The organism is Xenorhabdus sp. TS4, from assembly GCF_014467265.1.
Lineage (GTDB): Bacteria > Pseudomonadota > Gammaproteobacteria > Enterobacterales > Enterobacteriaceae > Xenorhabdus > Xenorhabdus ehlersii.
In genome coordinates this window covers 60,671-79,716 of record NZ_NKHQ01000080.1, presented here as the reverse complement: position 1 = coordinate 79,716, position 19,046 = coordinate 60,671, and the positions used below count along the sequence as shown (strand labels likewise).

Sequence of the window (19,046 nt, the reverse complement as noted above, 5' to 3'; positions counted from 1 at the left end):
TATTGGTTATGAATAAGATGAACAGCAAGTCGTGTCTCATTCGATCGGTCAATGTCAGTCAATGGAACTCAATCATTCTTAATTGGGCAAAGGCCGAAAACTGGGATATGAATGTGGACGATGCAGCCTGTTTCTTTAGGGTAGATCCAGAGGCTTTTTTTATTGCCTATCGTGGTATTCAACCCATCGCATCAATATCGATGGTGAATTATTCAGATTTTTATTCGTTCGGTGGCAATTTCATTATACAACCAGAATTCCGCAATCATGTTTGTGCAGGAAAAATATGGAAATGCTCTATGGACTATGCAGAACATCGCACCATTGGCTGTGATGGTAACTGGGATAGAACGCAACTCTACGAAAGAAGAGGATTTGCCATCCATTATCGTAATGTCCGGCTTTCCGGACTCATCAAGCAAAAAATCACTCCACCAGCTGGCGCTATTCTGATTACGCCAGCCAATATTGATGAAGTCATTAAATATGATACTGAATGCATTGGTGTTCATCGAGGGGCATTACTTGCTAATTGGTTTTGGGGAAAAGAACGTTATGGATTTTGTACTTATTCCAGAACGGGAATTTCCGGCGTTATTGGCATAAGACGATCGCAAAATGGCTACCGAATAGGCCCTTTCTTTGCCGATAACGCTGAAGCTGTTGAAACATTAGCTCTTACCGCATTCGCACAGATCCCTGATGGTTTACCTGTATCGGTCGATGTTCCCGAAACCGATAACAACGAGTTTCTCCAATTGGCTAACGAATATGGGCTAAAGGGACTGTTTAACACATACAGAATGTACAAAGGCAATCTCATACCAAAGGGGCGGCTGGATAAGGTCAAGGCCATTGCGTCTTTGGAGTTAGGGTAATGGATATCAACAAACAGCCATTACCTGAATCGCAACATCATCAATAAATATATTCATATGAGAGGTTATGTTATGGCAAATGAAACACCGACCTTATTTGAATGGATGGGAGGCCGTGAGGTACTCATGAAACTCATGGACGCCTTTTATACCAAGGTTGAAAAAGATGAGCTGCTTGCTCCACTGTTTAAAAATATGAAATCCGATCACCCTGGTCACGTCGCCATGTGGTTGGAAGAAGTACTCGGCGGAGAAAATCGCTATACCAAAGATCGTGGTGGCTTCAAGGTTATGATAAGCCGTCACAGAGGCAGAAGCATCCAACCTGAACAAAGAAAGAGATGGGTAGAACTGTTGATGGAATCTGCTGATGAAATCGGCTTACCTTCTGATCCTGAATTTCGCGCAGCATTCGCCGGTTACATCGAATGGGGTTCACGCAGGGCTGAGGCCAATTCTCAACCCAATGCTGCTCCTTCACGTCGCGAAACCGTACCCAAGTGGGGATGGGGAGAAGCTCCTCCAGGAACGCCCTGATTTTTAAAGAAACTTACAGGTAAAGTTAGAGAGGTGAGCTTATGTTGTTGGCCGTCAGTGACTTACATGTATCTCATGCAACAAATAGGGCTATAGTCGAATCATTCAGGCCATCAACACCTGACGATTGGCTGCTGCTGGCAGGCGACATCGCAGAGCAGGAGTCAGATTTTACATGGGTCATCAGTATGCTTTCCCAACGGTTTGCTCAAGTCGTCTGGACGCCAGGAAATCATGAACTCTGGTGCACACCAAAAGATCAATTAAAGTTGCCTGGCGTACTGCGTTATGAACATCTGGTCAATATCTGTCGGCAGCATAACGTACTCACCCCCGAAGATGAGTTTCGTCATTACCGCATGGGGAATGGTACAACGGTTACCATTGCCCCTATTTTTACCCTATACGATTATTCATTTAGAAATACCTATGACTATACGGCGGAACAGGCTATAGAACGCGCTCGTCGTTGTGGTGTCATTAGCTCTGACGAATTCTTCCTGAAAACCTATCCCCATAGAAATATTATCGATTGGTGTCGGGAACGTATCCAATATACCGCCAAACGCTTGAACACCATTCCAGATGGCAAAGATATCGTACTGATAAGCCATTTCCCCATTATCCGTAAGCCGCTCGAATCCTTACGCAACAGTGAATTTTCCATTTGGTGTGGCAGTGAAAAAACTCACCAATGGGCATCAAAAAAAGGGGTTCGCATGGTGGTATATGGACACCTACACATTCCTAATCTCGAATATATTCAAGATGTTGCTCATTTGGAAGTCTCTTTGGGATATCCGCGGGAATGGCAAGAGCGTGGCAGAAGTTCTTACTTAGTACAACTAGACGGATTACTGGAACACGCTAACGCGTATAGCTAATCATCTATTTTTATAATAAGAGGCTAATTTAACGATGAAAAATGATGAAATAATTCCACAGATAAAACCTCGGATCTTAATTGGGACAACCGGGTCAGTAGATATCACCCTCCTCCCCAAATATCTTTCAGCAATTAAGGCGGCGATCGACTGTACATTAACAGTATTGATGACAAACAATGCCACCACCTTTTTACCCGCTTCAACCATAGCGCTCTATGCCGATCGGGTCATTAGCGGAGAGATGCCCCACGATTGGCCAACAGACAAACCTTCACGCATTGTCGCGGATCATGACATTATGGCGGTTTTACCTGCAACAGCTAACACGCTTGCGACCGTTGCTTGTGGTGGCGCAACCAATCGATTAACAACTGTCGTGCTGGCCTCCACATTTCCTGTGCTGTTTTTTCCTGTCATGGGACACGTAATGTGGGAAAAAAAAGCAACACGTCGCAATATCAATCAATTACGTGATGATGGCTATCACGTTATTGAACCTGTATGGCACGAAAATTTTGATGTTTCACTACAACGAATGGTTGGACATCCTTCATTACCAGATATTGAAACCGTTATTTCACTACTGAAACAATATCAGTCAGAATAAGTTCGAGATTAATCGCGTTATGGAAGAGTATTTCGCCCCTTAATTGACAAAAAATATTCGACATGAAAGTGATCTAATATGTGGGCTGGGTACTCTTCTATTTCACATTTTCCCTGATATATAGCTGTAAATTCTTCCTCTGTTCAAATCTAAGTTACATATCACCACAATGGGTTCTTTTTAAAAATTGTAGAATAAATATCTTTTAATATAGTGTAAGTTTTATTTTCATCTATTTTGAGTCTGGTCAGGACATTGAAAATAATCACCTTAGAACCCATTTTATAACTATAAACCGGTAACTTATGTCACAACATCACAATCGTCCATTAAATAAACAAGATTATAAAACGCTGTCCTTGGCGGCTTTAGGTGGCGCTCTGGAATTTTACGACTTTATTATCTTTATCTTCTTTGCTGTTGCGCTTGGGGAACTCTTTTTTCCTGCTGATATACCTGAATGGCTCAGGCAACTACAGACATTTGGTATTTTTGCTGCGGGTTATCTGGTTCGGCCTTTAGGTGGGATCGTCATGGCCCATTTTGGCGATCTCATTGGGCGTAAGAAAATGTTTTCACTCAGCATATTGTTGATGGCTGTACCAACACTGACCATCGGCCTGTTGCCCACCTATGACGCCATAGGCATTGCTGCCCCTATCCTGCTGCTACTGATGCGGATTATGCAGGGAGCCGCAATTGGTGGAGAAGTACCCGGAGCCTGGGTTTTTGTGGCAGAGCATGTTCCTCATAAACGCATCGGATTTGCCTGTGGTGTTTTAACGGCAGGATTGAGTTTGGGGATTTTATTTGGTTCTCTCGTCGCAACCATTATTACTTCGATTTATTCCAGACAAGAAGTCTTAGATTGGGCGTGGCGTCTGCCATTTTTCTTAGGCGGTATTTTCGGTTTATGCGCCATGTATCTGCGCCGTTGGCTCCATGAAACCCCTGTCTTCAAGGAAATGCAAGAACGCAAAGCGTTGGCAGGAGAGCTGCCACTAAAAACTGTTGTTTTTAATCACAAACGCGCCATCTCTATTTCCATGCTGCTGACATGGCTCCTTTCCGCAGGCATTGTCGTCGTTATCTTGATGACACCAACCTATATGCAGTCGGTATTTAATCTGGAACAATCACTGACTTTGAAAGCAAACAGTCTGGCTATTATCTCATTGGCGATTGGCTGTATCTCTGTCGGATATTTATGCGATAAATGGGGAGCCGGTATCGTGCTGATTATCGGTTGCACTCTATTGGCTGCCACAACATGGTTTTTCTACCACAATATCAGCCATGAACCACTTAAACTATTTAGTACTTATTCCCTCGCTGGTCTGACTGTCGGTGTGATTGGCGCCACTCCTTTTGTTATGGTGAAAAGCTATCCGCCAGAAGTCAGGTTTAGTGGCATTTCATTTGCATATAATTTGGCTTATGCCATTTTTGGTGGATTGACACCAATTTTCGTCACCTTACTACTGACATATACCGCACTGGCACCCGCTTACTATATGATGACCTTATCGGCTGTTGGCCTGTTATTGGGGTTTTACTTGCGGAAAAAATCTATCTGAAGAAGTAGGTAAGAAATTAGAGGATTGATAAAGCACAGGATGAGCATGAATGACTCATCCTGTTAAAAACGGTTAAGCGTGTTTCACTTCACCAATTGGCAGAATAGTACGGCCATATTGTTCATTCAGAACCTCAGCCATTGCCAGATAGAAAGCACTCGCACCACAGATAACACCTTCAAAACCCGCGAAGATCAAGATGCTGGCATTGCCGGTGATGTTGCCAATTGCCAGCAATGCAAACAGCAGCGTCAAGCTGCCAAAGACAAATTGCAGGACACGGTTAGCTTTCAACGTACCAAAGAACATAAACAGTGTGAAGATTCCCCACAAGGCGAGATAAACACCAAGGAACTCATGACTGGTTGCGTCAGCCAGCCCCATCTTTGGCAGGAAAAGCAAAGCGATCAGACTCAACCAGAACAGGCCGTAAGAGGTAAATGCGGTTGCAGCAAACGTATTTCCTTTTTTGTACTCAAAGATGCCGGCCAGCACCTGAGCCAAACCACCGTAAAAAATTCCCATGCTCAAAATTGCTGATGCCAATGGGAAAAAACCTGCATTGTGCAAATTCAACAAAATGGTTGTCATGCCAAAACCCATTAAACCCAATGGGCCTGGGTTCGCCAACTGATTAGAATGCATACTTCCCCTAGAAAATACAAATAAAACAAAATATTAAAAAATTTATCGTGGCGCTTTCCTGCACCAAGAAATCATAAAAGGCGGCGAATCATAATGTGATGACATCAACTACACAATGGCCTGCGAAAAATTTTTTTATTAAATCTCAATTTTTTTTCAATTCTCCCCTTGATGATGAGATGAATGACCCCATCTAAGTCTCAACTACAGTTACTACTGAATATTTCAGCATTAGCTGGAAAACAAAATGAGGAATGTCTGGCGAACAGAGCCATTGAAAAGTAAACATTCGTCCTCATATAGCTTAGTAACTTGACCGAATATATGAATTCTTTGTGGAGGCGTTTAGATGGGTAAAATCATTGGTATCGACTTGGGAACTACCAACTCTTGTGTAGCAATTATGGACGGCACAACCACTCGTGTGCTTGAAAACAGCGAAGGTGACCGTACCACACCTTCTATCATCGCATATACTCAGGATGGTGAAACTCTGGTTGGTCAACCAGCTAAACGTCAGGCTGTTACTAACCCGCAAAACACGTTGTTCGCCATTAAACGTTTGATTGGCCGTCGTTTCCAGGACGAAGAAGTACAGCGTGACGTATCTATCATGCCATACAAAATCACAGGTGCGGATAACGGCGATGCATGGCTGGAAGTAAAAGGCCAAAAAATGGCACCCCCTCAAGTTTCTGCTGAAGTTCTGAAAAAAATGAAGAAAACAGCGGAAGACTATCTGGGTGAACCAGTAACCGAAGCGGTTATCACCGTTCCTGCATACTTCAACGACGCACAGCGTCAGGCAACTAAAGATGCTGGCCGTATCGCAGGTCTGGAAGTTAAGCGTATCATCAACGAACCTACTGCGGCTGCACTGGCTTACGGCCTGGACAGAGAAGTGGGCAACCGTACCATCGCGGTTTATGACTTGGGTGGTGGTACTTTCGATATCTCTATCATCGAAATCGATGAAGTTGATGGTGAAAAAACGTATGAAGTTCTGGCAACCAATGGTGATACCCACTTAGGTGGTGAAGACTTCGACAGCCGCATGATCAACTATCTGGTTGACGAGTTTAAGAAAGAACAAGGCATCGATCTACGTAATGACCCACTGGCAATGCAGCGTCTGAAAGAAGCAGCAGAAAAAGCGAAGATCGAACTTTCTTCTGCACAGCAGACTGATGTAAACCTGCCATACATCACAGCAGATGCAACCGGTCCTAAGCACATGAACATTAAAGTTACCCGTGCAAAACTGGAATCTCTGGTTGAAGACCTGGTTAAACGTTCTATCGAACCTCTGAAAGTTGCATTGAATGACGCTGGCCTGTCTGTCTCTGACATCAACGACGTTATTCTGGTTGGTGGTCAGACTCGTATGCCACTGGTGCAGAAAGCAGTCGCAGATTTCTTCGGCAAAGAACCACGTAAAGACGTGAACCCAGACGAAGCAGTGGCAATGGGTGCAGCAGTTCAAGGTGGTGTACTGGCTGGTGACGTGAAAGACGTTCTGCTGCTGGACGTAACTCCACTGTCTCTGGGTATCGAAACCATGGGCGGCGTGATGACTTCCCTGATTTCTAAGAACACCACTATCCCGACTAAACATAGTCAAGTGTTCTCTACAGCGGAAGACAACCAGTCTGCGGTAACGATCCATGTATTACAAGGTGAGCGTAAGCGTGCCGGCGATAACAAATCTCTGGGTCAGTTCAACCTGGATGGTATTCAGCCAGCAATGCGCGGTACTCCGCAGATCGAAGTGACTTTCGATATCGATGCTGACGGCATCCTGCACGTTTCTGCGAAAGACAAAAACTCAGGTCGCGAGCAAAACATCACCATCAAAGCCTCTTCTGGTCTGAACGAAGAAGAAATCCAACAGATGGTACGTGATGCAGAAGCAAACGCAGAAGCTGACCGTAAGTTTGAAGAGCTGGTTCAAATCCGTAACCAAGCTGACCAACTGATCCACGGCACTCGTAAGCAAGTTGAAGAAGCGGGTGACAAACTGGCAGCAGACGATAAAGCGGCAATCGAGAAAGCAACTTCTGAGCTGGAAACTGCGGCGAAAGGCGAAGATAAAGCTGAAATTGAAGCGAAGATCCAAGCCTTGGTTGAAGCATCCAAGAAACTGCTGGAAATTGCCCAACAACAAGCTCAGGCTGGTGCTGCCGATGCTGGCGCAAGCAACGCGAAGAAAGACGACGACGTTGTAGACGCTGAATTCGAAGAAGTTAAAGACAAAAAATAATAGCCCTTAGCGGGCAAAGTAACAGGGCGCCTGTTACTTGTTAACTGGCACGGGCGTTGAGGTAACTCTACGCCCGTGCGTGCGTGTTAAGGGTAAACAATACGATGGCAAAAAAAGATTATTACGAAGTTTTGGGAGTTTCCAAAACCGCAGACGAAAAAGAGATCAAAAAAGCCTATAAACGGCTGGCAATGAAATATCACCCAGACCGTAACCAGGGTGATAAAGAATCAGAAAGTAAATTCAAAGAAATTAAAGAAGCGTATGAGATCCTGACAGATTCTCAGAAACGTGCCGCTTATGACCAATATGGTCACGCTGCCTTTGAACAAGGTGGCATGGGCGGTGGCTCAGGTGGTTTCGGTGGCGGAGCTGACTTTAGCGATATCTTTGGTGACGTTTTCGGAGATATTTTCGGTGGTGGCCGTCGTCAGCAGCGTCCTAGCCGTGGCTCAGACCTGCGTTACAGCATGGAATTAACCCTGGAAGAAGCTGTCCGTGGTGTGACCAAAGAGATCCGCATTCCAACCCTGGAATCTTGTGATACCTGTCACGGCAGCGGAGCTAAAGCGGGTACCAGCCCAGAAACTTGCCCAACCTGTCACGGGGCAGGTCAGGTACAAATGCGCCAAGGGTTCTTCGCAGTTCAACAAGCTTGCCCGCAGTGTCATGGACACGGAAAAATCATCAAAGATCCTTGCGGTAAATGTCATGGACATGGTCGTGTTGAAAAATACAAAACGCTGTCCGTTAAAATTCCAGCAGGCGTCGACACTGGCGATCGCATTCGCTTGAGTGGTGAAGGTGAAGCCGGTGAACACGGAGCACCATCCGGCGATTTGTACGTTCAGGTTCAAGTCAAGCCTCACCATATCTTCGAGCGCGATGGTAGCAATCTTTATTGTGAAGTTCCGATCAACTTCGCAACCGCGGCATTGGGCGGCGAAATTGAAGTCCCAACCCTTGATGGCCGTGTCAGCCTGAAAATCCCGGCGGAAACCCAAACTGGCAAGTTGTTCCGTATGAAAGGTAAAGGTGTTAAATCCGTCCGTGGCGGTGTTCAGGGCGACTTGCTGTGCCGTGTCGTAGTAGAAACACCGGTTAAGCTGAATGAAGAGCAAAAAGAGCTGATGCGTAAATTGGGCGAATCTTTTGGCGGAAAAAGCGGTGAAACCAATAGCCCTCGCTCCAAAAGTTTCCTTGATGGTGTGAAGAAATTTTTTGATGATCTGACTAAGTAATTTAATACCTTTGTGAGATCTCGCATAAATCCCATCTGATTATCTTTCTAATGTATTGATAATCAGGCGGGATTTCTAATCTATTAAGCCACCCTCAACTTTAAAGGGAAGTTACCCTAGCTTCGTAGCAATAACCCCAGCCACAATCACAATACAAGCTAATAATCGCATTTTGCTAAACGGTTCCCGCAAGATAACGACTGACAATAACATTGCAAATAACACGCTAGTTTCGCGCAATGCCGCAACCAGCACGATGGGCGCATGACCCATCGCCCAAATTACGATGCCATAACTTAATAATTGCATCAGCCCGCCCAGTACTCCCTGTTTCCAGTATTGGTGGAGCATCCTTCCGGCAGTATTCCAATACCGGAAATACATAATCGCGCCCATTACCCAGCCATTAATAGCAAACAGCCATAAGATATAGGTCAAAGTATTATCGCTGGCTCTGGAGCCTGCTCCATCGGATAAAGTATAACCAGCGGTAAATGCCGATGTTATGATTGCTGCAATTAACGTTTTGCGATCCAGTTGAAGAGAATTTTTCCCGTGTGGAAAAGCAATTAACATAATCCCTACGATAATAAGCCCTACTCCGAGCATGGCAAGGGGCGGCAACATTTCCTGCAAAATGACCCAACTAAATAAAGCGGTAATGAGTGGCGCACAACCTCTGGCAATTGGATATACCTGCCCTAAATCTCCCGTAGCATAAGAGCGGCTTAAAAACAGACAATAAGTCGTATGTAAAACAGCAGAGAAGATTAACCACGGCAGAGAGGATAATGACGGCAATTCAACCCAAAACAATCCCAATGTGGCGATAATTCCGGCAAAAAAGACAATAATTGCAATGCCCAAGAACCGATCTGCGCTAATCTTAACCAAAGCATTCCAACTGGCATGTAGCAATGCTGCGCCAAGGACAAACAGGAAAAGTAACGTTGTCATAGAGTATTTTTCTTATATCGTTAGCACAAATAATGATTAAAATTTCTTCTGCTATGCAGTGTAATTTATCAATAGTTCGAAAAACATTATTTCATTATGTTATAATTCGAATATAACGAACAATTTAGCACAAATAATCTGCTTTTTCCGATATCATGACTAGCATAATATGCATGACCTTGATCCATTTCATAGGTTAATTTATCCATGACTGCAATCATTCGCCAATTCTTGAAATTAGAGGCCGCTGGAGGAATCCTTCTCATTATAGCGGCCATTTTTGCGCTGGTTATGGCGAATACGCCATTGCAGGGTATTTATCATCAATTTCTCAATCTTCCTGTTGCAATGCAATTCGCAGCGCTGGAAATCAATAAGCCATTATTACTATGGATAAATGATGGATTAATGGCCGTGTTTTTTCTCATTGTCGGGCTGGAAGTGAAACGGGAACTCATGGAAGGCTCACTTGCTGGTCGCGACAAAGCCATTTTCCCCGCCATTGCGGCGCTTGGAGGGATGTTGGCTCCGGCATTGATCTATCTGCTGTTTAATGGCAGTGACGAGATCACCCAACAAGGTTGGGCAATTCCCTGCGCAACAGATATCGCTTTTGCATTAGGGATCATGGCGTTGTTGGGGAAACGCGTTCCCACCGCATTAAAAGTATTTTTGCTTGCGCTGGCGATTATTGATGATTTAGGTGTCATCATCATTATCGCTTTGTTCTATACCAAAACAATATCCCTGGCTGCATTAGGTTTGGCTACCGCCATGATTGGGCTATTGGCTTGGATGAATTGGAAAGGAATAGCTAAAACATCCGCTTATCTGATTGTTGGTGCTGTTTTATGGGTGTGTATCTTGAAATCAGGTGTTCATGCCACACTGGCTGGCGTTATTGTTGGATTCTTGATCCCCCTTCGAGATAAAAAAGGTGAGTCACCCTCAGAAACCCTGGAGCATGAACTGCATTCATGGGTCGCTTATTTAATTCTGCCACTGTTTGCTTTTGCCAATGCGGGTGTTTCACTACAGGGTGTCACATTAGATGGTTTAACCAGTATATTGCCTATAGGCATCGCACTTGGCCTGTTTCTTGGTAAGCCATTGGGTATTTTCCTGTTTAGCTGGATTTCGGTAAAACTGGGGATCGCCAAATTGCCGGAAAAAATTGGTATGAGACAAATCTTCGCTGTTTCCGTACTGTGTGGAATCGGTTTTACCATGTCTATTTTTATCTCAGGTCTGGCATTTGAAGGTCTCAATGATACCTTCAGTACTTATTCCCGCTTAGGCATATTGATAGGTTCCACAACCGCGGCGGTTGTTGGTTATGGGTTACTCACCATACTGTTACCGAAGAAAAAACGTGGTCAAAAATAGATGAATAGATTAATTTAAGCACAGATATAGAAAGAATTTCCGAGGTAACTCATTCTTTTAATATTCGCGGCAAAACTTTGATACCTGAGATGTCGCGAATATTTTCATAGTAATAAAAAATAGTGATAGAAAAATAGGAAAACGCCATAATCTGGCGACCTGAAATGTATGGTCACGGCTGTTATACAGATACGAGGCAATACACAAGGATAAATATATGCGGGTTTCACATTTAAATTTTAACCACCTCTATTATTTTTGGCACGTTTGCAAGGAAGGCTCTGTTGTGGGAGCGGCAGAAGCACTATATCTGACCCCACAAACCATTACAGGACAGATAAAAGCGTTGGAAGAGCGCCTGGGTGGGAAGTTATTCAAACGCCAAGGAAGAGGATTAGTGCCCTCAGAACTGGGACAATTAGTTTTCCGCTATGCGGATAAGATGTTTACACTCAGCCAGGAAATGATGGACATCGTGACTTACAGCCGAGAATCAAATTTGCTGTTTGATGTAGGTGTCGCTGATGCGCTGTCCAAACGTTTAGTAAGTAAGGTATTGGAAACGACCGTTGTAGAGCACGAAAAGATCCACTTGCGTTGTTTTGAATCTACACATGAAATGCTGCTTGAACAACTTAGCCAGCATAAGCTGGATATGATCCTATCCGATTGCCCAGTGGATTCTTCTCAACAGGAAGGATTGTTTTCAGTGAAATTGGGGGAATGTAATATTAGTTTTTACTGCCGCCAACCAATTCCAGAAAAATCCTTTCCAGCATGTTTGGAAGAGCGCCGTTTATTAATTCCGGGCCGCCGCTCAATGTTGGGAAGAAAGCTCCTGACATGGATACGCAATAAAAATCTTGAAGTTGAAGTGCTGGGTGAATTTGATGATGCCGCTTTGATGAAAGCATTTGGTATGTATCACAACGCCATTTTCATTGCGCCTTCTTTCTACGCCAATGATATTTTTGCTGATAGTGATATTGTTGAGATAGGTCGATTGGATACGGTACAGGAAGAATATTACGTCATCTTTGCCGAGCGTATGATTCAGCATCCGGCAGTCCAGCGCGTGTGTAACAAAGATTTTTCTGCTTTATTCAGTTCACCACCAAAAAGTCGCCCTGAAAAATTATATTAAAGTTTTTATTTAAAAACAGCAGATTAAAACTAACACGTTAAAACCAGCAGATACAAAAAAACCGGCTTAAAGCCGGTTTTTTTAGCATCATCAAAACGAATGATTACATTGCTTTGATTTGTGCTGCCAGAGCAGATTTATGACGTGCTGCTTTGTTTTTGTGGATCAGACCTTTGCAGGCGTGACGATCAACAATTGGTTGCATGTCATTGAATGCTTTCTGTGCAGCTTCTTTGTCGCCAGCAGCGATAGCCGCGTAGACTTTCTTGATAAAAGTGCGCACCATAGAACGACGGCTCGCATTGTGCTGACGGCGTTTCTCAGACTGTACGGCGCGTTTCTTAGCTGATTTGATATTAGCCAAGGTCCAACTCCCAAATATATTCTATCGAGGACAATTCAAAGGCCGAGGAATATGCCTGTTCAGCCTTCTTTTGTCAATGGATTTGTGCAAATAAGCGTCGTTGTACAGCGACGCTGATTACGTTGTGATGGGGCGGGATTTTATCAGCTTACTCAGAGGGAATACAGTCTTTCGCAATAAAAAACTGAATGAATCACAGAGAAATGCGATAAATTAAATATTTTTCGGGCATCTAGCCTATTTTTATTGTATGAATCAGGTTATTAATTAAAACCCTTTGTGATCGTGGGTTAACCTTGAGCTTTGTACAAGGTATAATCCGGCAATTTCCACGGTATTGAGCCAGCTATGGAGCTAATTCGCGGTATACACAATATCCGGGCGCGTCACCATGGTTGCGTGCTGACGATTGGTAATTTTGATGGTGTCCATCGCGGGCATCAGGCTTTATTAAAACACTTGAAGCAAGAAGGGCAGCGTCTCGGGTTACCGACGATGGTCATGATTTTCGAACCGCAGCCTCTGGAAGTTTTTGTGGCAGATAAAGCGCCAGCTCGCCTGACAAGGCTGAGAGATAAAATAAAATATCTAGCCCAAAATGGCGTTGATTATCTGTTATGTGTGAAATTTGACAAACATTTTGCAGCCAACTCACCTGAAGCCTTTGTTTCACAGTTGCTCGTTGAAAAACTGGGTGTTAAGTTTCTGGCAATAGGAGACGATTTCCGTTTTGGCAAAAATCGCCGCGGAGATTTCCACTACTTACAACAAGCAGGTAAACAATACAGTTTTGATGTCGCCAGCACAGACAGTTTTTGTGATAGCGGTCTTAGGATCAGCAGTACAGCCATTCGTCAGGCACTGCAAAGTGATGACTTGGCTTTGGCCGAAATATTATTGGGGCATCCTTACAGTATAAGTGGCAGAGTTGTTCACGGTAAGCAATTGGGGCGCACCATCGGTTTTCCCACAGCCAACTTACCGTTGAAACGTCTCGTTGCGCCTGTTAAGGGCGTTTATGCTGTTGAAGTCCACGGACTGGGCGATAACCCCCTACCGGGTGTTGCAAACATAGGCAATCGCCCCACAGTTGCAGGCCTTGGCCAGCAACTTGAAGTGCATTTGATTGATACCCAAATGGATCTGTATGGGCATCATATCGATGTGGTATTACGTAAAAAATTGCGTAATGAGCAGCGATTTGCTTCGCTTGATGCGCTTAAACAGCAAATCGCAAATGATGTGGTTGCTGCGAGAGACTATCTCTTGCAGCGAGCCAAGTCATGTATCTAGCGGAAAATTGGAACTGAGAATCTATAATGAGTGACTATAAAGACACCCTGAATTTACCGGAAACAGGGTTCCCTATGCGCGGGGATTTAGCTAAGCGCGAACCAGATATGTTGAAACGTTGGTACAAAGAAGGTTTGTATCAGGCAATTAGAAAAGCAAAATCTGGCAAGAAAACGTTTATTTTGCATGATGGCCCTCCTTATGCAAACGGCGATATTCATATTGGTCACTCAGTTAATAAAATTCTCAAAGATATTGTTATTAAGTCCAAGGGGCTGTCAGGCTTCGACTCACCTTATATTCCGGGTTGGGACTGCCACGGTTTGCCTATTGAGCTCAAGGTTGAGCAGATTATCGGCAAGCCAGGGGAAAAATTTTCCGCCGCTGAATTCCGTGCTGAGTGCCGTAAATATGCCATGACTCAGGTCGAAGCACAAAAAGCGGACTTCAAACGTCTGGGTGTCTTGGGCGATTGGGATAAACCTTACCTGACCATGGACTTCAAAACCGAAGCCGACATCATTCGTGCACTAGGCCGTATTATCAAAAATGGGCACTTGCTGAAAGGTGTAAAACCTGTTCACTGGTGTACTGACTGTGGTTCCTCCCTCGCCGAAGCGGAAGTGGAATACTACGATAAAACCTCCCCTTCCATCGACGTGCGCTTCGCGGCCGTTGATGCCGATGCCGTGTACGCCAAATTTGATGTACAACCACAAGGGCTGCCTGTTTCTTTAATCATCTGGACCACCACCCCGTGGACATTGCCAGCAAACCGTGCAATTGCCTTGGGTGCGGAAATTACCTACCAATTGGTCAAAATCAATGATGAATGCATCATTCTGGCGGCTGAACTTGTCGAAAGCGTTATGCAGCGCGCAGGTATCACTGCATGGGAAGTTTTAGGCGATTGCACGGGCGCAGCTCTGGAACTGTTGCGCTTCAACCATCCATTCATGGGCTACGATGTTCCCGCCATCCTCGGTGATCACGTAACGCTTGAAGCCGGTACAGGTGCAGTACATACTGCTGGTGGTCACGGTCCAGACGATTACTCTATCAGCTTAAAATATGGCCTTGAAATCGCTAACCCGGTTGGCCCTAATGGCTGCTATCTCTCTGGCACTTATCCTTCACTGGATGGACAATTTGTCTTTAAAGCCAACGACATCATTGTTGAATTGCTGAAAGAGAAAGGCACATTGCTGAATCTGGAAAAAATCCAACACAGCTACCCGTGCTGCTGGCGCCACAAAAAACCCATCATCTTCCGTGCAACACCACAATGGTTCATTAGCATGGACAAAAATGGTTTACGTGCACAATCCCTAAAAGAGATCAAAGATGTTCAGTGGATACCTGGTTGGGGACAAGCGCGTATCGAATCAATGGTAGAAAACCGTCCAGACTGGTGTATTTCTCGCCAGCGTACATGGGGCGTACCCATGTCTCTGTTCATTCATAAAGGGACACAAGAGCCACATCCTCGTACCGTTGAATTGATCGAAGAAGTCGCTAAACGCGTTGAAGTCGATGGCATTCAGGCATGGTGGGATCTGGACGCAGCAGACCTGCTGGGTGATGAGGCCGCAGATTACACCAAAGCGCCAGATACGCTGGATGTTTGGTTTGATTCAGGAAGTACCCATTCTTCGGTTGTGGATGCCCGTCCAGAATTCAACGGCAATTCAGCCGATCTGTATCTGGAAGGTTCTGACCAGCACCGTGGCTGGTTCATGTCTTCATTGATGCTGTCCACTGCGATCAAAGGCAAAGCCCCTTACCGCCAGGTTCTGACTCATGGTTTCACCGTTGATGAACAAGGGCGTAAAATGTCCAAATCCATCGGCAATACCATCAGCCCGCAAGATGTGATGAACAAACTGGGCGCAGATATCCTGCGTTTATGGGTGGCAGCCACTGATTATACTGGCGAAATCGCTGTTTCTGACGAGATCTTGAAACGTTCTGCTGATGCTTACCGCCGTATCCGCAACACCGCCCGCTTCCTGCTGGCAAATCTGAATGGTTTCAACCCAGAAGAGCACATGGTAAAAGCAGAAGATATGGTTGTTCTGGATCGCTGGGCTGTAGGCCGCGCTCAGGCCGCACAGGCAGATATCCTTAAATACTATGAAGAGTATGATTTCCACTCTGTGGTTCAACGCTTGATGCAATTCTGTTCCGTGGAAATGGGTTCGTTCTATCTGGATATCATCAAAGATCGCCAGTATACCGCGAAAAGTGACGGCCTTGCCCGTCGTAGCTGCCAGACTGCCTTGTTCCATATCGCAGAAGCCCTGGTTCGCTGGATGATGCCGATTCTGTCGTTTACTGCTGATGAAATTTGGCATGAATTGCCAGGTAAACGTGTTCAATACGTCTTTACCGAAGAGTGGTATGACGGGCTGTTTGGTCTGGCAGATGGCGAAGATATGAACGATACTTTCTGGGCTGACCTGCTGGCAGTACGTAGCGAAGTGAACAAAGTTCTGGAACAGGCTCGTAATGATAAGCATATCCGCAGTTCACTGGAAGCGGCTGTCACACTCTATGCAGATGAAGCACTGGCAGAAAAACTCGACAAACTGTCTGATGAACTGCGCTTTGTCCTGCTGACCTCTCAGGTTGAAGTTGCTGCTTATGCAGCCGCCAGTGAGAATGCACAACAAAGTGAAATGGCAGGTCTTAAAGTGGCTTTGCGCAAAGCAGACGGAGAAAAATGTCCACGTTGCTGGCACTATGCTAAAAACGTGGGTCTGGTGGCGGAACATGCAGAACTTTGCGGCCGCTGTGTGACTAACGTTGCCGGTAACGGTGAAGAGCGTAAATTTGCCTGATGAGTAAGCCCATTTGTTCCACCGGACTTCGCTGGCTTTGGCTGGTTGTTGTGGTATTCATCCTGGATTTGGGAAGCAAGTACTTAGTGTTGCAGCATTTCACGCTGTACGAATCCATTCCATTGATACCTTATTTCAATCTGACTTACGCCCAGAATTTAGGGGCAGCCTTTAGTTTTCTGGCCGATAAGGGTGGCTGGCAGCGTTGGTTCTTTGCATTGGTGGCAGTTGCCATCACGGTTGTTCTGCTGGTAATGATGTATCGTTCCAATGCCAAGCAAAAACTGAGCAATATTGCCTACGCCTTAGTGATTGGTGGGGCTTTGGGAAATTTGTTCGATAGGCTGGTGCATGGCTTTGTTGTCGATTTTATCGACTTTTATGTCGGAGAATGGCACTGGCCTACCTTTAATATTGCCGATTCTGCAATTTGTATCGGTGCTGCTCTCATTATCATAGAGAGCTTTATCAGCCCTGATAACAAGGACAAGCAAGCAGTCTCGAAAACTTAGTCATTGAAAGAATGATAATAAACCAGCCCCAGCATGGTTAACTGGGGCTGGTAACTTCGTCTATACCCAATAGCGGTATACTTGCAATCATTTTTAAGTAAAAGGCTTGAGCAACATGTCAATGCAGGTGCAAGCGCACAGTGCAGTTTTATTACATTTCACATTAAAGCTGGATGATGGCTCTACGGCAGACTCGACTTATAGTCAAGATAAACCCGCATTATTCCGCCTCGGTGATGGTAGCCTCTCTGCCCCACTGGAAGAGCAGCTTCTTGGGTTGAAAGTTGGTGATAAGCATCAATTTACGCTGGCTGGGGAAACCATTTTTGGCAAACACAATCCTGATTTAGTCCAATACTTCACTCCTCGTGATTTTTCCGATGCCGGTATCCCAGAAGTGGGAACCATCATGTTATTTACAGCCATAAACGGCAGTGAAATGCCGGGGTTTGTCAAAGAAGTGGCTGAAGGTTCCATTACTGTTGATTTTAACCATCCACTGGCTGAACAAAACATCACTTTTGAAATTGAAGTGCTGGAAATTGACCCTCAGTTGGAGGAAACCCATGCAAATATTGCTGGCTAACCCTCGTGGTTTCTGTGCCGGTGTTGATCGTGCTATCAGCATCGTGGAGCGTGCACTGGAATTGTACGGTGCCCCCATCTATGTTCGCCATGAAGTGGTACACAACCGTTATGTGGTTGACAACCTCAGGAAACGCGGCGCCATTTTCATTGAAGAAATTTCAGAAGTGCCTGATGGCGCCATTTTGATCTTCTCTGCCCATGGTGTTTCCCAGGCCATTCGTGCAGAAGCCCGCTCCCGTAATTTAACCATGCTGTTTGATGCTACCTGCCCGCTGGTTACTAAAGTCCATATGGAAGTGGCAAGGGCGAGTCGCAAAGGCAAAGAGGCAATTTTAATCGGACATGCCGGTCATCCCGAAGTAGAAGGCACCATGGGGCAATACAATAACCCTAATGGTGGCATGTATCTGGTGGAATCACCGGAAGACGTGTGGAAACTGCAAGTTAAGGATGAAAATAACCTCTGCTTTATGACCCAAACAACACTTTCTGTTGATGACACCTCAGAAGTGATTGATGCGCTTAATGCAAGGTTCCCCAATATTGTCGGCCCACGCAAAGATGATATCTGCTATGCCACAACTAACCGTCAGGAAGCGGTACGTGATTTGGCATTAGGGGCTGATGTGGTTCTAGTGGTTGGTTCTAAAAACTCATCAAACTCAAATCGCTTGGCCGAACTTGCACAACGCGTAGGCAAGCCTGCCTATTTGATTGATTCAGCTAAGGATATCCAGGAAGAATGGATCACAGGTGTGGATGCAGTGGGTGTCACGGCAGGTGCATCTGCGCCTGATATTTTGGTACAACAGGTGATTGAACGTTTGAAAACTTTCGGTGCAGAAACGGTTAACGAGCTGCATGGCCGAGAAGAAAATATTGTTTTTGAAGTACCAAAAGAGTTACGGGTTGAAGTGAAAGAGGTTAATTAGCTTCAATTTTATTTAAACTCGGTTTTTTTAGGTTGGAACGTATAAGCAATTTATTCTGATACGATTTCCAACAAAAACCGAGTTTGCAATACTATCCTCTTCATTTTTCTCATTACCAGAGATTACCTCAATAATTCAGTATATTAAATCAACACATTATATATTTATAACTATTATTGCTAATGCTAAAACGCCATTTATGACTGTTAGCAGGATTTAATACCAAATATCTTCATTACGAATTGCCAGAGGCAGGAAGATAGATAAATTTTATAATTTCCAACATGATCCCTGTTTTTCTTATGACCAAGCTATAAATCTGGCGCTGCCAGTTCTTGCCAGTTAAGCTGTAGAACTTTCCTTTGTCACCTCAATTAAAAATGATTTATAGAGAGGGC

17 protein-coding genes are annotated in these 19,046 nt (G+C 44.8%); 14 read left to right on the top strand and 3 right to left on the bottom strand.

From position 1 onward, the window contains the following. Window positions 1–8: 8 nt before the first annotated feature. The 5 genes from Xets_RS16905 to Xets_RS16885 all read left to right on the top strand — a co-directional run bounded on the left by Xets_RS16905 (window position 9) and on the right by Xets_RS16885 (window position 4,486). Entirely contained in the window at window positions 9–878 is an 870-nt protein-coding gene (locus tag Xets_RS16905; RefSeq protein ID WP_099132732.1) for a GNAT family N-acetyltransferase, read from the top strand. 72 nt (window positions 879–950) lie between these two features. Next, on the top strand, window positions 951–1,415 hold the full coding sequence (locus tag Xets_RS16900) for a group II truncated hemoglobin (RefSeq protein ID WP_187652172.1): 465 nt from the start codon (window positions 951–953) through the stop codon (window positions 1,413–1,415). A gap of 41 nt (window positions 1,416–1,456) precedes the next feature. Next, a complete protein-coding gene (locus tag Xets_RS16895) occupies window positions 1,457–2,299 on the top strand; it encodes a metallophosphoesterase (RefSeq protein WP_099132733.1) in 843 nt (280 codons plus the stop codon). A gap of 34 nt (window positions 2,300–2,333) precedes the next feature. Beyond that, window positions 2,334–2,909, top strand: coding sequence for a flavoprotein (locus Xets_RS16890; RefSeq protein ID WP_187652171.1), 576 nt, complete (start codon window positions 2,334–2,336; stop codon window positions 2,907–2,909). 305 nt (window positions 2,910–3,214) lie between these two features. Next, a complete protein-coding gene (locus tag Xets_RS16885; protein ID WP_099132735.1) occupies window positions 3,215–4,486 on the top strand; it encodes an MFS transporter in 1,272 nt (423 codons plus the stop codon). A 72-nt stretch (window positions 4,487–4,558) separates the two neighbouring features. Here Xets_RS16885 and satP read toward each other — a convergent pair whose 3' ends face one another. Further along, the gene (gene satP / locus Xets_RS16880; RefSeq protein ID WP_099132736.1) at window positions 4,559–5,131 is read right to left on the bottom strand and encodes an acetate uptake transporter; all 573 of its coding nucleotides are present in this window, start codon (window positions 5,129–5,131) and stop codon (window positions 4,559–4,561) included. Between the two features lie 349 nt (window positions 5,132–5,480). Between satP and dnaK the strand changes: the two genes are divergently transcribed. Together dnaK and dnaJ are read left to right on the top strand one after the other, a co-directional pair. After that, window positions 5,481–7,391, top strand: coding sequence for a molecular chaperone DnaK (dnaK, locus tag Xets_RS16875; RefSeq protein ID WP_099132737.1), 1,911 nt, complete (start codon window positions 5,481–5,483; stop codon window positions 7,389–7,391). 104 nt (window positions 7,392–7,495) lie between these two features. Beyond that, window positions 7,496–8,632 carry a molecular chaperone DnaJ gene (gene dnaJ / locus Xets_RS16870; RefSeq protein WP_099132738.1) on the top strand — a complete coding sequence of 379 codons (1,137 nt, stop codon included), beginning with the start codon at window positions 7,496–7,498 and terminating at the stop codon, window positions 8,630–8,632. Between the two features lie 111 nt (window positions 8,633–8,743). Here the strand turns inward: dnaJ and Xets_RS16865 are convergent, their stop codons facing one another. Beyond that, window positions 8,744–9,589 (bottom strand): DMT family transporter, encoded by an 846-nt coding sequence (locus tag Xets_RS16865; protein WP_099132739.1) that lies wholly within the window; start codon window positions 9,587–9,589, stop codon window positions 8,744–8,746. Between the two features lie 207 nt (window positions 9,590–9,796). On the opposite strand from Xets_RS16865, the gene nhaA reads away from it, so the two are divergent. Continuing rightward, a complete protein-coding gene (nhaA, locus tag Xets_RS16860; protein ID WP_187652170.1) occupies window positions 9,797–10,975 on the top strand; it encodes a Na+/H+ antiporter NhaA in 1,179 nt (392 codons plus the stop codon). A gap of 217 nt (window positions 10,976–11,192) precedes the next feature. Next, on the top strand, window positions 11,193–12,119 hold the full coding sequence (nhaR, locus tag Xets_RS16855) for a transcriptional activator NhaR (protein WP_099132741.1): 927 nt from the start codon (window positions 11,193–11,195) through the stop codon (window positions 12,117–12,119). A gap of 103 nt (window positions 12,120–12,222) precedes the next feature. Here the strand turns inward: nhaR and rpsT are convergent, their stop codons facing one another. Next, window positions 12,223–12,483, bottom strand: coding sequence for a 30S ribosomal protein S20 (gene rpsT, locus Xets_RS16850; RefSeq protein WP_038240544.1), 261 nt, complete (start codon window positions 12,481–12,483; stop codon window positions 12,223–12,225). A 348-nt stretch (window positions 12,484–12,831) separates the two neighbouring features. On the opposite strand from rpsT, the gene ribF reads away from it, so the two are divergent. From ribF to ispH, 5 genes are all read left to right on the top strand, one after another. Continuing rightward, window positions 12,832–13,776, top strand: a complete 945-nt coding sequence (gene ribF / locus Xets_RS16845) for a bifunctional riboflavin kinase/FAD synthetase (RefSeq protein WP_187652169.1) — start codon at window positions 12,832–12,834, stop codon at window positions 13,774–13,776. A 26-nt stretch (window positions 13,777–13,802) separates the two neighbouring features. Then, complete coding sequence (gene ileS / locus Xets_RS16840; RefSeq protein WP_187652168.1) at window positions 13,803–16,616, top strand: isoleucine--tRNA ligase; 2,814 nt, start codon at window positions 13,803–13,805, stop codon at window positions 16,614–16,616. Next, window positions 16,616–17,128 (top strand): signal peptidase II, encoded by a 513-nt coding sequence (gene lspA / locus Xets_RS16835; protein WP_099132744.1) that lies wholly within the window; start codon window positions 16,616–16,618, stop codon window positions 17,126–17,128. The genes ileS and lspA overlap by 1 nt, the downstream gene beginning before the upstream one ends. 115 nt (window positions 17,129–17,243) lie before the next feature. Beyond that, window positions 17,244–17,714, top strand: a complete 471-nt coding sequence (gene fkpB / locus Xets_RS16830; protein WP_099132745.1) for an FKBP-type peptidyl-prolyl cis-trans isomerase — start codon at window positions 17,244–17,246, stop codon at window positions 17,712–17,714. Beyond that, entirely contained in the window at window positions 17,695–18,648 is a 954-nt protein-coding gene (gene ispH, locus Xets_RS16825; protein ID WP_187652167.1) for a 4-hydroxy-3-methylbut-2-enyl diphosphate reductase, read from the top strand. Before fkpB ends, ispH begins: the two co-directional genes overlap by 20 nt. The last annotated feature ends 398 nt before the right edge of the window (window positions 18,649–19,046 follow it).